Genomic DNA, 17,925 nt, shown 5'->3' on the forward strand with positions numbered 1-17,925 from the left:
GTACTTGAGTCCTACTGAGTTCAAGCAGAGGCACCACAAAAAAAATGTCTAGTTTAATGTTGACAATCCACATTTTGTATGGGTTGATATTAAGGAGCTACCTTCTAATACCATGCCGCTTGTGAAGAAAGCCGTGAGTAATTATCTGGAGGACATAAATTATGATGAGTATGGTTGGGAAAGTCCGTAAATTCACATTATAAGTGGTTACTTAAAAATCTTTAAATTTTAGAAGGAAAGAAAACCAGTGTAATGATGGTTTTCTTTCACTTCTTTTATGAGAATCTCTAAGCACATACCAGCTTTCAAATTCATTACAATGTCATCATGTAATCTTCAAGCAGCCTTTTATATAGTGGGGTATTTGCGTGTGAATCAAATAAATCATGCGAGCTTTCACCAAAAAAGATATCTTTATCGACTATACGTTTCAAATAAGATTGTATATCTCCTGGAGCAAATAACCCCAGTGCGTGTATAGGAAGGTCTTGGCATTGTTTAATTGCCTTATAAAAGCCAGGGGTTTCATACGGCATGACAGAACCACAAACGACTCGAATACTCGCTTTTAAAAACTCTTCTTGAAGTTGTTTTTCTCCCACTACACCGCAATCGACTACAATTAAGTTATAATCTCGATCAATCTCTCTGGTGAAGTAAAAATCCTTGTTCCTGCAAAACATAAGCATTTCCAACCTGCTCAGGTTGAAAGAGCTGCACAATATGAGCCAGATGCTTGCTGGTATTTGGCCTCCAGATAACAAGCTGCACCTCCGTGACTATTGATCCAACACACCAAATTAATTGCGGGTCGTTACGCCTGTGCGCGGATCACTCCCAGCTATGGCAATCGTGAGATTCGTACAGGTAAAACGGTTCTGCTCTTGTGCCGGCAAAGGTACAACATTATTCGTTTGAATGGGAGGGACAACGATCTTATATCTCTGCATTCCTTCCGCAGATAAGCATTCCAAGATTTCAGATTGAATGTCTTCGATTGTACACGCAGTTACCAAGTCAGTAACACCGGATTGGACTAAGTCTTTGGCAAAAGGTCCATTTACCAGTAACTCTTCATCAATCACAATCACCCTGGTATCAAACATGGTCCGAAAGGAAGAAATCGCTTGGACAAACTCGATATCATTTTCGGTCACGGCGTTTCGGTCAATGACGAAATAATTGAAGTGACTGAAACTGTGCATATCCTTAACCATAAATTGAAGTAGTGAGAAACTACCTGTGAGTTCTTGACGATCAATCCAGTTTCTTGCTCGGCAAAACCCAGTAAATTCACCTTGCCTTTATTCGTCAAATATAAAATCATCACTTACACCCCTCTGAGCAAGAGCAGCACCATACCCACAATGACCAAAACCATATAGAGGAATAATTCGATAAGCTTTTTCTTCCGGTTCATGGTTAGCGACCGCCTGCCTTCCCCATATAGGCAAACTTGCACTCAGGGATATCAAAATGAATATGCAGCGCTTGGAACCGGTCATAAACAGTTGAGCAGGACAAGTCTGACCTTTAAAATAAATATGAGAAAAATAATGTACAGTATAGTTTGAGAGCTGATAAATACATAGAAACTGAAAATTTGCATATTATCAATCTTTTTTTGATGCGTGCATACATTCCTGGAAGCATTTTGTCTAGCCATCCTTTAAAATGAGAATATATGCTATTTTACAGAAAGGTTGGAGACACGAATGCCAGATGTAAAAGAAACTCTCTACTACCTAATCACTGGCCTGGAAGAATGGGAAGTAACCAAAGAGCGTATCCCGGATAATCTTCAGAAAGGCTATCGATTGCTCTCAAAAGCTCTGATGGAAGCAGAAATTTCTCCTCCGCCTGATTACGTTGCGCTACTAAAGCTGCTACAGAAACCCGCCGTCGAATGGGGGTTGCCAGAAATCGAAAGCCACATTTTTGCCCAGCCTCTTGTTGTGCCTTACATTGGTCTTTCTACAGCTGCTAGAGAGTTTAAACTGATCTATGATTCTCCTGAAGAAGCTCATGTTAAGGAAGTTTTGTCAATTCTTCAGTATTGTCGTAATACTGTTCCTCAATTGGATGAACAATATCGCAAACTACGTATCTTCCTTATTACCGAACCCGTTGTGACTCTCAGCGAGTTTCTTTCTTTTGGACATTCATTGGGTGACGTAACTCTTTTTAAGTCACTTCAAAACTGTTACGACGAAATCACACAAGAAGCATCCCGTTATCGTAAATGTCCAAGATGTGGCTGGACATTGGAGCAACGTAATCATCAATGGCACTGCGGTATTGAAGATATTTGTGGTCAGCTGCAAAGTCGGGAACAACAATTACAAGGCTGGGATACCAATGAACGCTTGTTTCGCTTGCGGGTCGGAGTACACCGATATACGTTGCTTCCAGGACTAGCCGAATTGCATGCTCATAATGATTTAGTAGAGCTTGGATACAAGGTCACGATGTTTCCAGATGTTGATCGATTTGATTTGGAAGTGAATTTGGGCCAGCGCTCCATTTATCTTGATATGAAAGATTTTAACAATCCATTTTCATTAGCCAAATTTTTTAATGAGCAGACAGCCTATCAACTTCAGAAGTATAGCGGAGAGGGAATTTATATCGTCATTCCTGAATATCGAAGGAAGCGAAATCTTGATTATGTGTTAGAACTTCGAAGATTATTAAGTCCACACGCTAAACATATTCGCATAATTGATGAGAAGGACATTGTTATGATGTTGAAGGAAGAGGTGTAATGGTAGATGAGAGTTTCATACCGAGACCGAGATTATCGAAGCCGATTCAAACGTAAACTTTCAGTATCAGGTTTATCCCAGGATAACCTTGATATTATGTACACGGTTGAACTCTTCGTAACAGGCTGCAAGCTCATTGACCCTAATATGCCCATCGCTGAGGCAAGCAGTCTTATGGCGGGACACGACTTCCCGGTACTCCCTCAAAAGGCAAATGTAGATATTGTGCATCGTATTCGTGTGTTATTTCGAGATCTTCGCTCCAAGCGGCTATGGAAAAAAATATTCCGAATGTACCGCTTGCTTCCTTCTGAGCTGTGCTTGTACGACCCTACAGAAGCTAAATGGCTTAGAAGACTCCCCACGATCTTCGCAGATCGACAGCTTTGGTATGAACAACTTTTGAAGGCGCCAATCGAAAATATTGCTAAAGATCATAGGCTTGCGGAGATAGGGACATTTTGTTATGAAACAAACGTCCCCAATAGTGAGCCGTTTACAGGGTATATCCCTTATGTTCCAGATCCGCTTCCTCAATTCTCACGTTACCGAGAAAAGAGCATCTTCCAGCTTAAACTTTCTGACGGTTTTTTTAATCCCGCCGTAGGTATTGAGGAAGCGGCGGTTAGTTCGGAGTGGAAGCACCGCGAGGGACAAGTTATTCAGCTTAAGCCACTACAAAATCAATTAGCTGAAGTACTCACATATAAAGGCATCCAGCATATTATCGGCGGCTTGGGAGCAGGGAAGTCGACATTTAGAGTTGCAGAAACGGCACGACTGGTTCAACAAGGAGCCAGGATTGGATTCATTGAGGAAAGTGTTCCCCAAGTACTTAATCGGGTGAAAGAACTGCGACATCTCGGCGTTTACGCCATTCCGATTATCGGTAAGACAGATCGCCCCAAACATCGTGATAATTACTTGAAGGCTAGACAGCATTCGATCTATGATGTTGCCGATTGGAGCAATGATGAGCATCTTGAGCTTCAGCATCTATCTGATCACTGCCTTATTCGGGCATTAGCTAACGACGAGGATCTTAGCAAAGACTATCCATGTCGCAGGATACAACAACCACCTAAGGCAACTGTCTGCTTATGTCCGTTTGCTTCGCAATGTGGCGTTTATCAGGATTATGCCAAGCTTATCGATGCTCAAGTATGGGTAACCACTTCAGCAAGCATTTTACAATCAAAACTACCGGGAATGATTGATCCATATGAGCGAACGATCTATGAGGCTATGTATGATCTGCTCGACATTATATTTATTGATGAAGTGGATGCAGTGCAAAAGCAGTTTGATGAAGCTTTTCTGGAAGAGCATGCTTTATTTGGTACATCTGAGCATTTCTTTGAGAAGCTTTTGGTCGAGACAACGCTCAAGACAGCAGGTCAATATAGTAACAGTGAAGATACAATCGTTCAACAATGGATAGATGGGTTGCATCGATTATATAAAACCATTCGTGGCGGTGTTTATCGCAAACTACTTCGTTCGCCTGAATTTGCGTTATCCTTACGTCGACGATTAATTCAATTATCGACGGAATCCTTTAGGATTAGTCGAGCTTTTACGAACACAGATGAGGCACGACAGAATTTCGAGAACAGGCTTCAACTATTCACCGAAAATCCTCTTCATGATGAGTTATATGGTGAAGTATTAAATTTATTAGGAGCGGAGTCATTTGAAGAACGTCGAACTATTTTGAGGCGGGTTATTACTTATTTAGGGGGTCAAGAAGAGACAAGAGGATCATATCGCTATCCTTATGATTGGTTGGAATTCTACTTGTATTTAAGTGTAGTTGATTACGATTTGGAAGAGCTAAAGGAGTTGTACCCCTACATTCGTTCAAAAATAGGGCTGTTCAGCGAAGTGAATATTTTCCAAAATAACCAACGTGGCTTCATAGCATTCCTTAAGGAAGCGATGACCGGCAGACTAACCGGTTATATGTACGAGGTGAAGCGAGAAGGGGTGCCTGGCACCTTCAAGACGGTCCATTATTCAGGCGTTGGTCGTCTTTTATTGCAAGATTGGAATCAAATCTTTGAGCATTCGGATGCTCATCAAGGTCCAGCAATTGTTCTGATGTCTGGTACGAGTTTTGCACCTGGTTCACCGCATTATGATGTCGATGTTAAACCTGCATGGTTACTTGAATCGAATTGGGAATCCCCCAAAATTTATCAACAATATTATCCTTTATTTGAGAACGGTTCAGAATATCCGATTGCAGTCTCCGGTCAGAATGAGGAACGCCGTAGTGAAAACTTAAAGCGGATGACAACATTACTACTCCCTAAGATTGAGCAAGAACTGGCAGAATGGAGTAAGGTTGGGCCTAAACGCAGGGTGTTGCTTATTGTCAATTCATATGACGATGTGGCGAATGTTTCAGCAGCTTTAAAATTACGGCCTGCATGGGCTGGTCGTTTCCGTCAACTCAGCCGAAGTACAGAAGGAGTAGATGAAACCGAGTTTATGCGTTCCGAACTTGAGCGTTTTGTTCAAGAACCAGCTGATGTATTGATTGCACCGATGCTCGCAATTAGCCGCGGTTATAATATTCTGGATGAAGAGAAAGGCTCATTGTTTGGCTCCGTTTTTTTCTTGGTACGTCCTTACCCGATTCCAAACGATATGGCTTATTTAATTCAATTACTTCACGCGAGTTTGCCAAGTATGTTAGCACAAATACAATCAGAAAGTTTGCATTATCATGAAGGGGTTACCTTGATTCGAAGGGAAAGCAATAAGCTTTTTCATCGGTTATACCGTAAGCCGGATTATTGGGCGTCTCTAAACCCAGAGGAAAGACAAATTATCGCTTGGTTTACGTTTGTACCCATATGGCAAACGATTGGTAGATTGCTTCGCAATGGGACGAGTGCTCGTGTTTTCTATTGTGATAGTAAATTTGATGCACAACCGTTGAATGTAGAAGATGGAGAATCAATGTTTGACTATTGGCAGAAGATCATGAGGGATAATGAGTCGAATCTTGCTTTTCGAAGCCTGTATGGACCTTTTATTGATAGTATTCAGGAAATGATGAAGGGAGAATAAGATGAGTCGTTCTAAAAGTACCAAACTGCAGCTTTTTGCCTTTGATATGGAGCTTTCCAAGTGGGATGTCGAGACTATTTACCAATTGAATATACCTGAGGTTTGGAAGGCATGGGTGCTTCAATTACGTAAGGGAAGTCAAGAAAACGAATATGCTCTGAAGAAAAGAATTAAGCCGCTTGGAGATAAGCTGAAGAGCATTTTTCCTGATTTGGTTATGGTAGATAACGAGTTCTATAAAGATATTAAGAAGCCATGGCTTCTCGCCGTAAAACCCATACGATTAGAAACTCTAATTCTCCTTGTAAAGGCTTGGTTTCTAAAGACTGCGAGTGAGGAAGGGGTTCCCGTACCTGATGAAGTTCTGTCTTCGGAACTTCAGTGGAAAACAATAACGGTTAGCCAAGCTTGTACAGAAGCTAAATCCCTATACTATAGTCTACTGCCTTCTCTCGTGGCTCATCGATTTTGTCAAAGCGAGAAAACACTGCATCTGAGGGAAGAGGATGAGCCGCTTGTTCTACGATTCTCAAAAGTATTTGCACCGAGGGAAGCAGATTGTATGTCTCAAATAATATCAACAAGAAGAGGAGAGTTCAGCTACGTTGTGCGTTTTCGTTTAAAGACTAGGGGAGGTGAGCCGAATCGATATATGCTTCTTGTCACTTTTGGTGTGCGTCGTATCATTACGAAACCTGTCAACACACAAAAATTGAAAGGCAAAATTCACAGTACGTTGCTCGTATCGATGGACAACCCGTTTACGGGCATGGATCAGGAGAACGTACGCTCCTTTGCTAGTCTTTCCTATCGAAGACAAGGGAACCAGGCCCCCTATACAAGATGGAAAGAGGGCTTGGATGAACTTTTTTTTGATTTGCTGTGGAACCAACCTTTTACGCCTGAGGAGATTATTACGAACCCGCAGCGATTTGGTGAGGGTTGTAACCCTCGCGTAATGGTCATTCACAATCAGCAAGTGTACCGATCACATCGGATTGGTTCTGGGATTAGTATTGAGGAGAAAAGACAGTTCTATGAGATTGTGGCCGAGGAGCTAAAACAATGGATGCCCTTTGCTCTAATGTCTTACATCCCAAAACCAAGGTCTGTATCTGCCCAAAATAAAGAAAAGAGCAAACTGCCCCCTATCCTTGTGCCTCATGCAAAGGAATTCATACTGGAGGTTTGGGGGCCTGATACGCTTTATAATCAAGCTATTCAGGCACTTCGAGAGAAAAAATATAATTTGAAAGCAATTGTAGAAGAGGAAGATGAGGATGTTTTTCGATTGGTATCGATGACGGGGAATCGATTGACCTTGATTAAACAAGAGCAGCAAGGCTATGTAGATGCTTTAGACGCTGCCTATGGAAACGATGCCTATATGCATCGGGTCAATTACATTGATCGGACACTTGGGCATGTCACGACTGTAGATCAAGTAACCCTATCATTAATTGAAATTTTGCCGAAAGAAAATTGGGAGAAGATATGGGAGGATGCCGATCCTAAACTTGCGGTAAGAGAAGGATTTCGACGAACAGGCCGCCTAACACAGTTTATTTATCCAGAAGGTATAGTGTTTGACGAAGATCAAGAAGGTGTGGATGAAGGACAACAAGAAACCAACTACAAACATAAGGTGTTTAACGCAATTTTGGACCTCTTATCCGATGCCGGAGTTGTTGATTTCAAACCGTTTGTCGAAATTGGTGAAGTTCGCCCTATTATATCATTTGATTTGATTCAAGCGGATCATGGAGTTTTTCCCTTACTGACTAAATTGGAGCAAGGTGCGCTCTTTGTAAGAGGCGATGGAATGGAGGAGTGGCTACCGCTTCATCAAGCTATTTTAAGCAGTCATATGTTAAAGCCAATTGCCCCCTATCTGAAGAAAGGGAAGTCACAAGTTACACGATGGCTAGATGAACAATTAAGAAGGGAGAAACTAAATACTGAAGCGTTCATACTCCTAATTGGAGCACACTTAAGAACAAAGGGGATTTGGGCATTAACGAATGACAAAGTATCTAAGGTGCAGAATCCACCGATTGCTTCGTGGATTCAAGACGATCCGAATATTATAGTGATTCGTATTAATACAACGGATGAAATTCCAATGTATGGGTTCAAGCCTTTATCGCTATCTACAGGTGTGTATTCTGATGGAACAAGCGGCCTATATTACGGGGTGGGGACAAAAGGTATTTCACAAAGAAGGATCAACAAGAAAATGACCAAGCTACATAATCCCTCCAAAACTTTTCAGCAGCCACGTGCGGTGGAATACATGCCGATGGGCTATATGGAAGAATCGGAACGCGACCGCTTAGCTTGGATTGTTCAATTCATGAGAGAGATGTGCGTTTCGTTTGAAACTACACTAACTCTCCCTTATCCCTTGAAAATGATGAAGTCGATAGAGAAGTATATGAAGCGTAAAAACCATGAGTGGAATGAAGATGAAGCAGAATTTGTCTAGGAGGACGATAGGCTGGACGAACTAACTCATCTGTATTAACCGTCATAAAATGTGGAAGATGGGCGCATCACTGATAGTGATGCCCGGTTAAGGGGCATTCCCCTTGCCTCCAACTATCTAAAATGAATCGATGGAAATATCGTTTTTTGTTTGTGTATGAATTAACAGTTGGGGTGACAGACTAATTCCAACCCTTGCATTTGGTGGTGATAAAATGAGTCCTAGCCCAACAATTGATCAATACTTGCTTTCAACTTGTTTATTTGTTATCGATGAATTCAATGAGTTGTATAAAGACAAAACAAAAGAAGAGTTGAAAAAAATTGCCGATGAAAATTATAATGAAATGGATATTTGCGTACGCATTGGGTATCCTTTTCGGCATATGGCTCATTATACTGTGGGCGATACCAAGAGGAAAGCTGATGGTAAGTTGAACCATGATATTTATGTGAAAACAAAGAACTTTAAAATTGAAGTGAAATATCTAAAAAATTGGAAAAGCGCGTCTGGGACGAATTCTGCAAGTAAGAATTGGAGTGTTTATCAAGATGATTTCGACTGGTTGTCGGCTGAAATACAGGGAGGAAATAAGGGCAAGAGAGCATTTCTAATTGGTTGGTTTAATTGTGTTACTAATTTTTCTTCTTTAATACAATTAGGAGACAGAAAAACTGCAGGCAGTAAACCGCTGGCAAGTGAGCAAAAGATATGTTTTTTCCCTTTTCTAAGGAAAAAAAGTGTTCCTACTTTTACCAGTGACCTCGTTTATAATTATAATAGTGCATATAAAATCTTCCCCGTAATCTCGATTGGTGAAGCTAGTGTTGATTATAACTGCCTATTCTTAGGTAATGAAAATGATGTATTTCACTTCGCTATATACTTCTGAAGCAGCAGAGTGATTCTAAAAAAAGGATTTGGCATTTTTGGATAAGAAGATTTTTCATATAAACGCATTATATAGATTTAACGTGTTTCAGCCATTTCCATGAGCCTTCACCTGGTTCATACAGACTACGCTTCGGTAAAAGAACATGACGAAGCTTCGAGTACAGGAAGAAAGGGATAGATTTCATTGGCATGACGTAAAACGCACCTAGCATACAGTTTTTTTATATTACTTGTTATCATATTGTGAAATTTAAAATTTTTATCAAGGCTAGCTAAATCTGTAGGATGTAGTCTCAGTATCCGTTCCAAAGCGTAATGAACCGATGTGATAAGTATGTTAGGGAAGAAGATGTTTAAAACTATGGATAGTTCCAGAGACTGTCCTCTGTTTTTATGGTATACAATTCTATTGATCAAAATTGAGGGGAATACATTATTGACAAGGGGCTTGGTTATGCATGTAGCTATTTTTGAAGAACTTATAAAGATCAAAAAAAGATCGTATTTCGATTTGTAGGAAGAATACACGCATTTAAGAGGGCATCATGGTTGCCGTCCAATATCTGTGGAAAGCTATTATCAAAATGGTATAGTTCCAATTGAAAAGGAATTAGCAAAAGAAGAGGCATTAATACGCTTGAAAGATAAATGGATTACAGAGGATAAAATACTTAATATTTTCGACGAATTATGGAATGAATTGGAGCATCCACATAAATCTGTTTGGCTTACTTATTCTCAAAGGGAGCTTATTGAAAATTGCGGACATTATTTAATTTACGGGAGTGAATTCATTTGTGGGATGGCAGCACAGTTATTTTGTCAACCTAACTTAAAGAAAGTAGGAATACTGACAATATTCTCTAGTGATATACCGCTACAAAATATCCCGGAAGATTATTTGTCAGCTTTCAATCAGAAAATTAGATCGCAGGACTCATCTGGAGGTTTTCGACTCAATAACAAGGTGTTGCCGAGCGAAATAGTTAGTCACTCTCATCCCAATCGTATTATAGATCCATTGGATGGTTTTATTGCTTATAATTATAATTTATAAAATATCATCAAATAAATGGGGATTATAAATATGAGGTATTCAAAAAGGAAACTAAGAGAATTGTCTACGGCAAAGGAAGTGAAAGTCAGTAGCCTTTCTGATTACATAAAGCTGTTTTCGGATGGCCGATTTGCTAACTGTATTTTTAGAGGCGAACCTACTAATTATCATGAAACAGTTTCCTCTGCATTAAGAGAGTATAGGCCCGGTTTTGAAAATTCAAAGGTAGAATACCCGTTTATTAAAATGAAGAATGACTTCAAAAGAGAGGTATGGCATAAACTGAGTCAAGATGAACGAACTGATTTTTTGGCGTTTGCTCAACACCATGGAATTCCGACTAATTTAATTGACTTTACTACATCTCCGTTAGTTGCGTTATATTTTTCATGTCAACCATATAAGAATCGTGAAGATGAAAATTTTGACGAAAGCAAAAGCTTTATTTACATTTTACAAAATAAAATTATCGATATCACAGATATCATCGCCCAAAATGAAGACACTAATATCCTTGAGCTTTTTATCCAAAACAAAAGAAGTTTGTTGGTTAATTTTTACGAATGTTTTTGCAGGTATGAAAAAGAATACCCTTTAGATTTCTATAAAAAATTCAAACAATTAAATAAAGATTGGCATTATTATTTTCGAAAGGCACGCTTGCAGTCACCATTCAAATCAAAATTCCCTGCCTATAATGGGGGGGGTTATAAAAAAGAAATATTGCTTAGCTACGATGTGCTTATAACGGATGAAAAAAAATCAATCTTTAAAGAAATCGAAGAAAATTATGAAGAAATATTTATTGAGGTATTGTTCTATACATTGTATTTACAGAAGTTTTTAACCCAAATAACAGAACATGCAGAGCCAGTTTGGTGGATAGATTGTATGCCTAATTTTATGTATTCACCTATCCTCTCCTTTGAAAGAGGACGTAATCAGCAAGGACTTTTTATTTATCAAACTTACCTTTCATTTAAAGAAAGTGTTTATAATACACCTATACTTTCACAACAAAGAACTTGGGCCGATACAATTATAGTCGTAGAAAACAAAGATGAAATATTGAAGGAATTAGACTTTATGGGTATAAATAAAAAATTCATCTATGGTGATTATGATAATATCGCCAGTTACATCAAGCAAAGGTATCAGTAAATAAAAGAAGAATGGGAGTGTGATGGATCACCCATAGCTATCATGCTCCCATTTGTTTTTTTGTGCTAATACCTCATTCTGTATTTCTGCCTCCTCGCTATTCGGCTTGGGTAAAATAGACTGCGATTTTATATGGAGGGCGGGCATGATAAGCTGGTTATCATCGCGAAGTCCCTATGCTTCTTCGCGGCTTTCGCGAGTACTCATGCCCGCAGAGGCTCCATGTCAAATCGCTCTATTAACCTATCAAACGTGTCATTAACCACCCAGTATAGCGAAGAGCCGTATTTCTTTCTATAGTGAAGGTGAGATAAAATCACTTATTAAGTGTTTATACACTTGAGTATTGACTTCTGTATCAAATAAATCATGAGAGCCTTCGCCATATAAAATGTTTTCGCTGATGTTACGCTCCATATATTGTTGAATATCTCTTTGTACATACAAAGCTAATGAATGAACGGATAACTCGTTACAACGTTTAATAGCTCTGTAAAAAACTGGGATCTCATACGGCATAGCCGAACCACATAAAATCCGTACATTAGCTTTTACAAAATCCTCTTGAAGTTGCTTCTCCCCCAATACACCGCAATCCACCACTATGAAGTTATAGTTCCGATTGAATTCTTTGGTAAAATAAAAGTCCTGTTCCTGAATGACATAAGCGTTCTTGTCCTGCTCAGGTTGAAAAAGCTGTACGATATGAGCCAGATGCTTACTGGTATTGGCCTCCAGATAACATGCGGAACCTCCATGACTGTTGATCCAACAGACCAAATTAATTGCGGTAGTCGTTACGCCTGTTCGCCGATCACTCCCAGCTATAGCAATCGTGAGATTGGTACAGGTAAAACGGTACTGCTCTTGTGCCGGCAAAGATACAACATCATTTGTTTGAGCGGGAGGGACGACAACCTTGTATCTCTGCATTCCTTCCGCAGACAAGCATTCCAGGATTTCAGATTGAATGTCTTCGATTGTACACGCAGTTACCAGGTCAGTAACACCGGATTGGACTAAGTCTTTGGCAAAAGGGCCATCTACCGTTAGTTCTTCATCAATCACAATCACCCTGGCATCATACATGATCCGAAAGGAAGAAATCGCTTGTACAAACTCAATGTCATTTTCGGTCACGGCGCTTCGATCAATGACGAAATAGTTGAAGTGGCTGAAACTACGCATATCTTTAACGACAAATTGCAGGAGGGAGAAACTGCCCGTGAGCTTCTTGACGATCAACCCAGTTTCTTGCTCGGCAAAATCCAGCAAATTCACCTTGCCTTTATTCGTCAAATATAAAATCATCGCTTACACTCCTCTGAGCAAGAGCAGTACAATACCCACAATGACCAAAACTATATAGAGGAATAATTCGATAAGCTTTTTCTTCCGGTTCATGGTTAGCGACCGCCTGCCTTTCCCATATAGGCAAACTTGTACTCGGGGATATCAAAATGAATATGCAGCCGCTTGGAACCGATCATAAACAGGGCATGTCCTCGTTTTTTACTGGCTAGTAGTTCCTCTTCGGCATCCGTCAGGTTATAGAGTTCCCGTGTTTCTTGCAGGTTTTTCCCGTCCGTCCCCATGATGATCTTGATGCAGGGAATATCCAAGAGCGCTTGCCCATACATTTTTACTTCCGGTGCGAGGAAGTCTACGACACTGTGTGAAATAATCGCCAGGCCGGATTCATATTTCCGGGCGCGTTTCTCGACATTCCGCAAAAACACCAGACTTTGGGGAACGTTCGGGTCAATCATCAAATAGCTTTCATCGCAGATGAGCAGCACCCGTTCTGAGCGGTCTTTGGACATTTGCTCCCAGCACCAGGAGAGCAGATTGAAATATTGCGTTCGTTTGATATTATCCGAAGTGTTTTGAAGCGTGTGGGTATCTAAACAGATGCAACGGGAATGGGTTTCAATCGTACTGTGACCGTTCCATAAAAAAGAATCCCCACCGTTCGCTATATCATAGAACAGCAGGGATAGCTCTTTATAGACTTCGTCGCCAAGTGTTGTTTCTTTACCATGAATCAACTCGTACAGGTCTGTGAAAGTGGGGAAGTCGGTATTACCCAGCGTCGAAATATCCGTAGTCCAGGTAATCTGAAACTGGTTGTACAATTCAATCAGGCATTGCTTGAGCACTGCTTTTTGCATCATGGTCAAGTCAGGGATGTAAAGATTAAAAAAGATTTCAAGATTTTTCAGATGTAAAGCCATATCCGACATGCCATTGCCTTCATCCTTGTAGAGCGGATTTTCCTCGCCTTCTTCGTCACGGGGAGCGGGGCGAATTTGCAGTGGGTTGATCTTCCCGTTGGAGCCGCCGCCCGCATTGATCCAGTCGCCATTTAAGCTCTGGCACAGTTCCCTATACTCCGACTCCGGGTCAATGAAAATGAGCTTGGTCCCCATAAAATACTCGCTCAGGGCAACATGTTTTACCGCTGTTGATTTTCCCACGCCCGCAACGCCCATAATGACGATGTTGGAATTGGTACGGTCATTGCCGCGTTGCCAAGTATCGATAATGACCAATCCGCCGTGATTATCCTTGGCAAAATAGTATCCAGTTTCATCACTAAAGCCGCTGCTGGCAAAGGGGAAGCCCCCGACAAACGTACTCATTGGAATGATCCGATTGACGATAGGTTCAATTTTTTCGTTGGCTGGATAGGTAGGAGAGAGATGCCGCAATCCTTCCTTTTGTAAATTGGCAAGTGTGCGGATTTTGCACTTCATCATACTCAGGGTGTTCTCCATCCGGCGGCATACGCGACTAAAACTTTTCTCATCATCGGCAAGCGGCATAATGGTGACATTCATGAGTCCTACCGTTTCCCCGTGTTGGTCAATCTGTAGCATGACTCGCTCTCCGTCATTTGCCGCTTTTTCGGCCCGCTGTCGGGTGAGCGGGTCTTTTGCACTTTCGGCAGCGCCGCGGTTTTGGACAATCGACTTGGAGATGGCTGAGATCAGGGCGCTGTTGTCGGTAGGTTGAAAGCCGATGGAGACGATGGTGCTGGGGATGTTGGTGATTTTGGAGAGCCAGCCGACATCTACTTTTTGCGGGTATTGAATAATACCATACACCTTGGCATTGTTTTCACCGAGGATAAAACGATTGCGCTCAAATTCCAGCCCCATAGGTGTAATGACATTCAGCAGCGACGGATTGGTAGACACTTCGACATGTTCTTTTCGTTTCATTATATTTGCCCACTCCTATTTTTTGGAGAGTATCCAAAACGGACCACCAGAAGCAGCGTTTTGGCGAGCCTCCTGTAAGATAAGATCAAGGTCCCATTCCTGACTGCTTCGTTTCTTGCTGGCCGGATCTGCGATCAGAATTTTGCCTTCCGCCGTCACGCCACGCAGCACCATAAAATGCCCTGACGAGGTGAAGTGGCCTTTGCTCATAATGGCAATGACTAGCTTTCCGCTTGACAGGGCATTCACAATTTTTTGTGCTTCCTTGGCACTACTGCCTTCCACTTGCAGCCCAAAATGTTTGCCGCCTTCAGGGATCAGGGAATGATAGCTGCCATTTCCTTCAGCCCGATAACCGTTCTGGTACGCCCAATTCGCCATCGTCACCGGATCAACCGTCTTTCCGATAAATGTGGAAACCACCATGGCCAAGGAAGTAGGTCCGCAACCCGCTTCCCCAATAGTGCCGCTGGTTCCGTACATCATATCCGCCCAGCGGGAGTCCATTTGGTTGTAGTACACCACTTCGGTTTCTCCTGATTTCAGGGTTACACCTTCGTACTGTTGTCCCTTGCTTTCTTCATACCCGTCTTCCGTATCCTGCAACATTTGGGTGAAACCGTAGTCGGTTCGTATTTCGGTGACATACGGCATTTCGTTTTCTTGGAACAGGCTTCCCAGCAGTTGAACAGGTGCGGTCAGAATTTGCAGGATCATGGCTATAAGCAGCAAAAAGGCGATAACCGGCGCTAGAATAAGCAGCAACATTCGTTTGCGGGCTTGTTCGTCGGTAGCTACTTTAACGGCTAATTGAGCAATGATTTTGGCAGTAGCAGGGTCAACGGCCATACATTCCACCTGCTTCAGTTAGAAAGGGGATCATCGCCTCCTGATCGGTGGTTTCCAGATGTGTGTAACCCGGATTATGGACCAGATTACATAGCCGGACGATATCATGCTGTTTTAATATCTGGACTTGCACCTGGCAATCTTCAAAGTGTTGAGCCAAGCTTTTGATGCGGAGCAAGGTTTCCCGCTCACCTTCCGGTTCAAGCCGATTCCAAACGGACATATAAAATTGCCGCTCTACGACTTCCCCGGAAAGGGCAAACGTGTTCATTTCCAAAATCTCATGCTTGAGTAACTCTTTTTGCTTGGGGTCGTCTGTGTTGAGTAATGCCGTTAATTGTGAAATGAGGGGAGAAATATCCACTGGTCGGCTGACGGCGATAAATTTAAACGGAAACTGGACGGTGGACAGCTCGGCTGTCAGCATGTTGATAGACTGTTTCTTTTCACTCTTGCTGAGCAGGTCAATGCTAATGGGGATGATCTTCAAAAAACAGAGCACCAAACCGTCCTGCGTATATAAGTAATGTCCACGAATATCTTTTACGTTGATAAATTCATGGGCCGATTGCTGCTTGGTATCAGGTGAAACACTACTTTTGCGGGTACTCATTTTGAGGTAAAAAAAGACTGCACCCCCGCCAACAAGGCAGAGGAGCAGCATGATAATCGGTAGTAGCATGGTTGTACCACCTTCCGTGTAAGGAATCTATTTTTTGGGAGCGATATGCCAATCCGAGAACAGATTACCCTTGATTTGAACACTGTCTGACACATTGAGAGAAAGCATACCGTCTGGGGTCCAAGCATCGATGATGTTGGTATAGGGGGTATAGTTGCCATCTGGAAACCAGATGGGAGTAAAATGCACTCTTCCGTTATACGTGGAATACTTGTTTGGCTTGAGTTTGAACGTGGAGTTGTATCCGTTTGTTATGCGGTCATACAGTCGCCAGTAGGTTTTATAGTGAAATTCAGGAAAATAGGCAACCGCATGTTGAGCACCTGTAAGATGAGAGCTTGGGGCATTGGAGGATAGCTGTGTAGCGATCTCCATATTTACGCCATAACCAGATTTCATGGTATCTCTCTGTGCAGTAGGTGATTTGGTATCCGGCGTAACTGTTCCATTGGCGGATAAAGTAGCGGAATAGCTCGTCCACTCATACTCCCACCATCCTGGGCCATCTTCCTCGGAATGCCAATGAGCGGACCAGATTTCCCATGTAGCGGATGTTCTTTGTGAATGGGAGGGGACACTTGGTATGGAGAAGGAATTGTTTCGTTCTGTTGCTGTAGGATTCGGTGGCGGATTTTGATCTAGGCTTATTATTTTGGTTTTGATGGTGTTTTGACTAACCCAGCCCTGGCTGGCCCTGACCTGAATCGTTACCGTTTGTGGTGTGCTTGGTGTGTGCCATTTGCACCAGACGACTTGGCGTTCCCCTTCAGGGATGACAATCCCGGTAACGGTATAGGTGCTTCCCATGATATGAAAAGTGACCTCCGCAGGGTCTTCGGGTGTAATCTTCCTAGCTGTTGATAAAAAAATCGGGGTGATTACATCTGTATTGGTTCTATATTCATACTGGATGTCTGTCTCCACGGGAGGTGGGGGAAGTTCTTTAAACCGAACAATTCCCAAACCCAGGGAAGAGATGATTTCCGAATTGCTTACCCGTTTGTTGCTGGAGCCGGACCAGGCGGGGAAACCTAGATCTGGCTTTTCCAAAAACATGGCCAGCGGCAAGTTTTTATGTGTTAAGCTGACCATCTTTGAGCGTAAGCCGCCGTTTAGGATTTGGTCATACAGAGCAGCCTCATGAGCGGTCATGCCCATTTTGGAGCCTTGAAAAGTTAGGTAGGCGATGGGTTCCAGTAAAAGGCGGTAATTACCGTTGGTGAGGGTATCGAAGTCAACTCTTGAAGAAGAGGCAATACTGCGTATCACCTGTTCATCAGTAAAGTATCTTTTTATAGCTGTAATACTGGAAGCTGAACTGTCTGAGCTAATAATGGTAGGTATGGGCTGACTGGCCTTTTTATACGTATAGCCGCCGTTCCTTGGCATTAAATGAGTGCCGTTTCGATAATGGATTTTGCTCACTTTTCCAAAGTGAAGTAAATTTTCTGGTATAGTTTTATTAGTATAATCAATAGGTGCAGATACTGGTTTTTCGTCGCTTGCCCGAATTACAGTAATTCTTACACCATCGTATCCGGGAATCCATTTATTTTGTGAGGTGCCGTTTCCCATACCTCCGCCGCCATTATCAATGTTTCCATCGCCTGTGGCGTATGAAGAGGATGCATAAAACAGAGAGGCGATCATTACGCAACATATAATATTGAAAAGTTTTCTCAAACTTTATTCCTCCCCATAAAAAAAGAGAGTGCGTTATGATTTCGCAC

At 41.9% G+C, this 17,925-nt stretch carries 13 protein-coding genes; 6 read left to right on the forward strand and 7 right to left on the reverse strand.

The window, feature by feature from the left end; all coding sequences use genetic code 11:
• Positions 1-314: 314 nt before the first annotated feature.
• Complete coding sequence (locus ACWXW9_RS08150) at positions 315-695, reverse strand: hypothetical protein (protein ID WP_494928995.1); 381 nt, start codon at positions 693-695, stop codon at positions 315-317.
• 105 nt (positions 696-800) lie between these two features.
• A complete protein-coding gene (locus ACWXW9_RS08155) occupies positions 801-1,217 on the reverse strand; it encodes a hypothetical protein (RefSeq protein ID WP_494928996.1) in 417 nt (138 codons plus the stop codon).
• A 498-nt stretch (positions 1,218-1,715) separates the two neighbouring features.
• Between ACWXW9_RS08155 and ACWXW9_RS08160 the strand changes: the two genes are divergently transcribed.
• From ACWXW9_RS08160 to ACWXW9_RS08185, 6 genes are all read left to right on the forward strand, one after another.
• The gene (locus ACWXW9_RS08160) at positions 1,716-2,765 is read left to right on the forward strand and encodes a restriction endonuclease-related protein (RefSeq protein ID WP_494928997.1); all 1,050 of its coding nucleotides are present in this window, start codon (positions 1,716-1,718) and stop codon (positions 2,763-2,765) included.
• A 96-nt stretch (positions 2,766-2,861) separates the two neighbouring features.
• Positions 2,862-5,843 carry a pPIWI_RE_Z domain-containing protein gene (locus ACWXW9_RS08165; protein WP_494928998.1) on the forward strand — a complete coding sequence of 994 codons (2,982 nt, stop codon included), beginning with the start codon at positions 2,862-2,864 and terminating at the stop codon, positions 5,841-5,843.
• A 1-nt stretch (position 5,844) separates the two neighbouring features.
• Positions 5,845-8,328, forward strand: coding sequence for a pPIWI_RE module domain-containing protein (locus tag ACWXW9_RS08170; RefSeq protein WP_494928999.1), 2,484 nt, complete (start codon positions 5,845-5,847; stop codon positions 8,326-8,328).
• 214 nt (positions 8,329-8,542) lie between these two features.
• Positions 8,543-9,220 (forward strand): hypothetical protein, encoded by a 678-nt coding sequence (locus ACWXW9_RS08175; RefSeq protein ID WP_494929000.1) that lies wholly within the window; start codon positions 8,543-8,545, stop codon positions 9,218-9,220.
• A 567-nt stretch (positions 9,221-9,787) separates the two neighbouring features.
• Positions 9,788-10,279: a hypothetical protein gene (locus ACWXW9_RS08180; protein ID WP_494929001.1), complete on the forward strand. Its 492-nt coding sequence runs from the start codon at positions 9,788-9,790 to the stop codon at positions 10,277-10,279.
• Positions 10,280-10,339: 60 nt separating this feature from the next.
• Positions 10,340-11,440, forward strand: coding sequence for an FRG domain-containing protein (locus tag ACWXW9_RS08185; protein WP_494929002.1), 1,101 nt, complete (start codon positions 10,340-10,342; stop codon positions 11,438-11,440).
• 294 nt (positions 11,441-11,734) lie between these two features.
• Here the strand turns inward: ACWXW9_RS08185 and ACWXW9_RS08190 are convergent, their stop codons facing one another.
• The 5 genes from ACWXW9_RS08190 to ACWXW9_RS08210 form a co-directional block, all read right to left on the reverse strand.
• Positions 11,735-12,751 carry a hypothetical protein gene (locus tag ACWXW9_RS08190; protein WP_494929003.1) on the reverse strand — a complete coding sequence of 339 codons (1,017 nt, stop codon included), beginning with the start codon at positions 12,749-12,751 and terminating at the stop codon, positions 11,735-11,737.
• Positions 12,752-12,846: 95 nt separating this feature from the next.
• Complete coding sequence (locus ACWXW9_RS08195; protein WP_494929004.1) at positions 12,847-14,664, reverse strand: VirB4 family type IV secretion system protein; 1,818 nt, start codon at positions 14,662-14,664, stop codon at positions 12,847-12,849.
• 15 nt (positions 14,665-14,679) lie between these two features.
• Positions 14,680-15,513, reverse strand: coding sequence for a C39 family peptidase (locus ACWXW9_RS08200; RefSeq protein ID WP_494929005.1), 834 nt, complete (start codon positions 15,511-15,513; stop codon positions 14,680-14,682).
• A complete protein-coding gene (locus ACWXW9_RS08205; RefSeq protein WP_494929006.1) occupies positions 15,503-16,195 on the reverse strand; it encodes a TraC-like domain-containing protein in 693 nt (230 codons plus the stop codon). Before ACWXW9_RS08205 ends, ACWXW9_RS08200 begins: the two co-directional genes overlap by 11 nt.
• A 27-nt stretch (positions 16,196-16,222) precedes the next feature.
• Positions 16,223-17,878: a DUF8193 domain-containing protein gene (locus ACWXW9_RS08210; RefSeq protein ID WP_494929007.1), complete on the reverse strand. Its 1,656-nt coding sequence runs from the start codon at positions 17,876-17,878 to the stop codon at positions 16,223-16,225.
• Positions 17,879-17,925: the final 47 nt, after the last annotated feature.

Source organism: Paenibacillus sp. LT-B23, from assembly GCF_059417685.1.

What these genes read in the sequence shown, in the direction of transcription:
- ACWXW9_RS08155 (WP_494928996.1), bottom strand. Translation starts at nt 1,217, where the DNA reads ATGGTTAAGGATATGCACAGTTTCAGTCACTTCAATTATTTCGTCATT.
- ACWXW9_RS08160 (WP_494928997.1), top strand. Translation starts at nt 1,716, where the DNA reads ATGCCAGATGTAAAAGAAACTCTCTACTACCTAATCACTGGCCTGGAA.
- ACWXW9_RS08165 (WP_494928998.1), top strand. Translation starts at nt 2,862, where the DNA reads ATGTACACGGTTGAACTCTTCGTAACAGGCTGCAAGCTCATTGACCCT.
- ACWXW9_RS08170 (WP_494928999.1), top strand. Translation starts at nt 5,845, where the DNA reads ATGAGTCGTTCTAAAAGTACCAAACTGCAGCTTTTTGCCTTTGATATG.
- ACWXW9_RS08175 (WP_494929000.1), top strand. Translation starts at nt 8,543, where the DNA reads ATGAGTCCTAGCCCAACAATTGATCAATACTTGCTTTCAACTTGTTTA.
- ACWXW9_RS08190 (WP_494929003.1), bottom strand. Translation starts at nt 12,751, where the DNA reads ATGATTTTATATTTGACGAATAAAGGCAAGGTGAATTTGCTGGATTTT.
- ACWXW9_RS08195 (WP_494929004.1), bottom strand. Translation starts at nt 14,664, where the DNA reads ATGAAACGAAAAGAACATGTCGAAGTGTCTACCAATCCGTCGCTGCTG.
- ACWXW9_RS08200 (WP_494929005.1), bottom strand. Translation starts at nt 15,513, where the DNA reads ATGGCCGTTGACCCTGCTACTGCCAAAATCATTGCTCAATTAGCCGTT.
- ACWXW9_RS08205 (WP_494929006.1), bottom strand. Translation starts at nt 16,195, where the DNA reads ATGCTACTACCGATTATCATGCTGCTCCTCTGCCTTGTTGGCGGGGGT.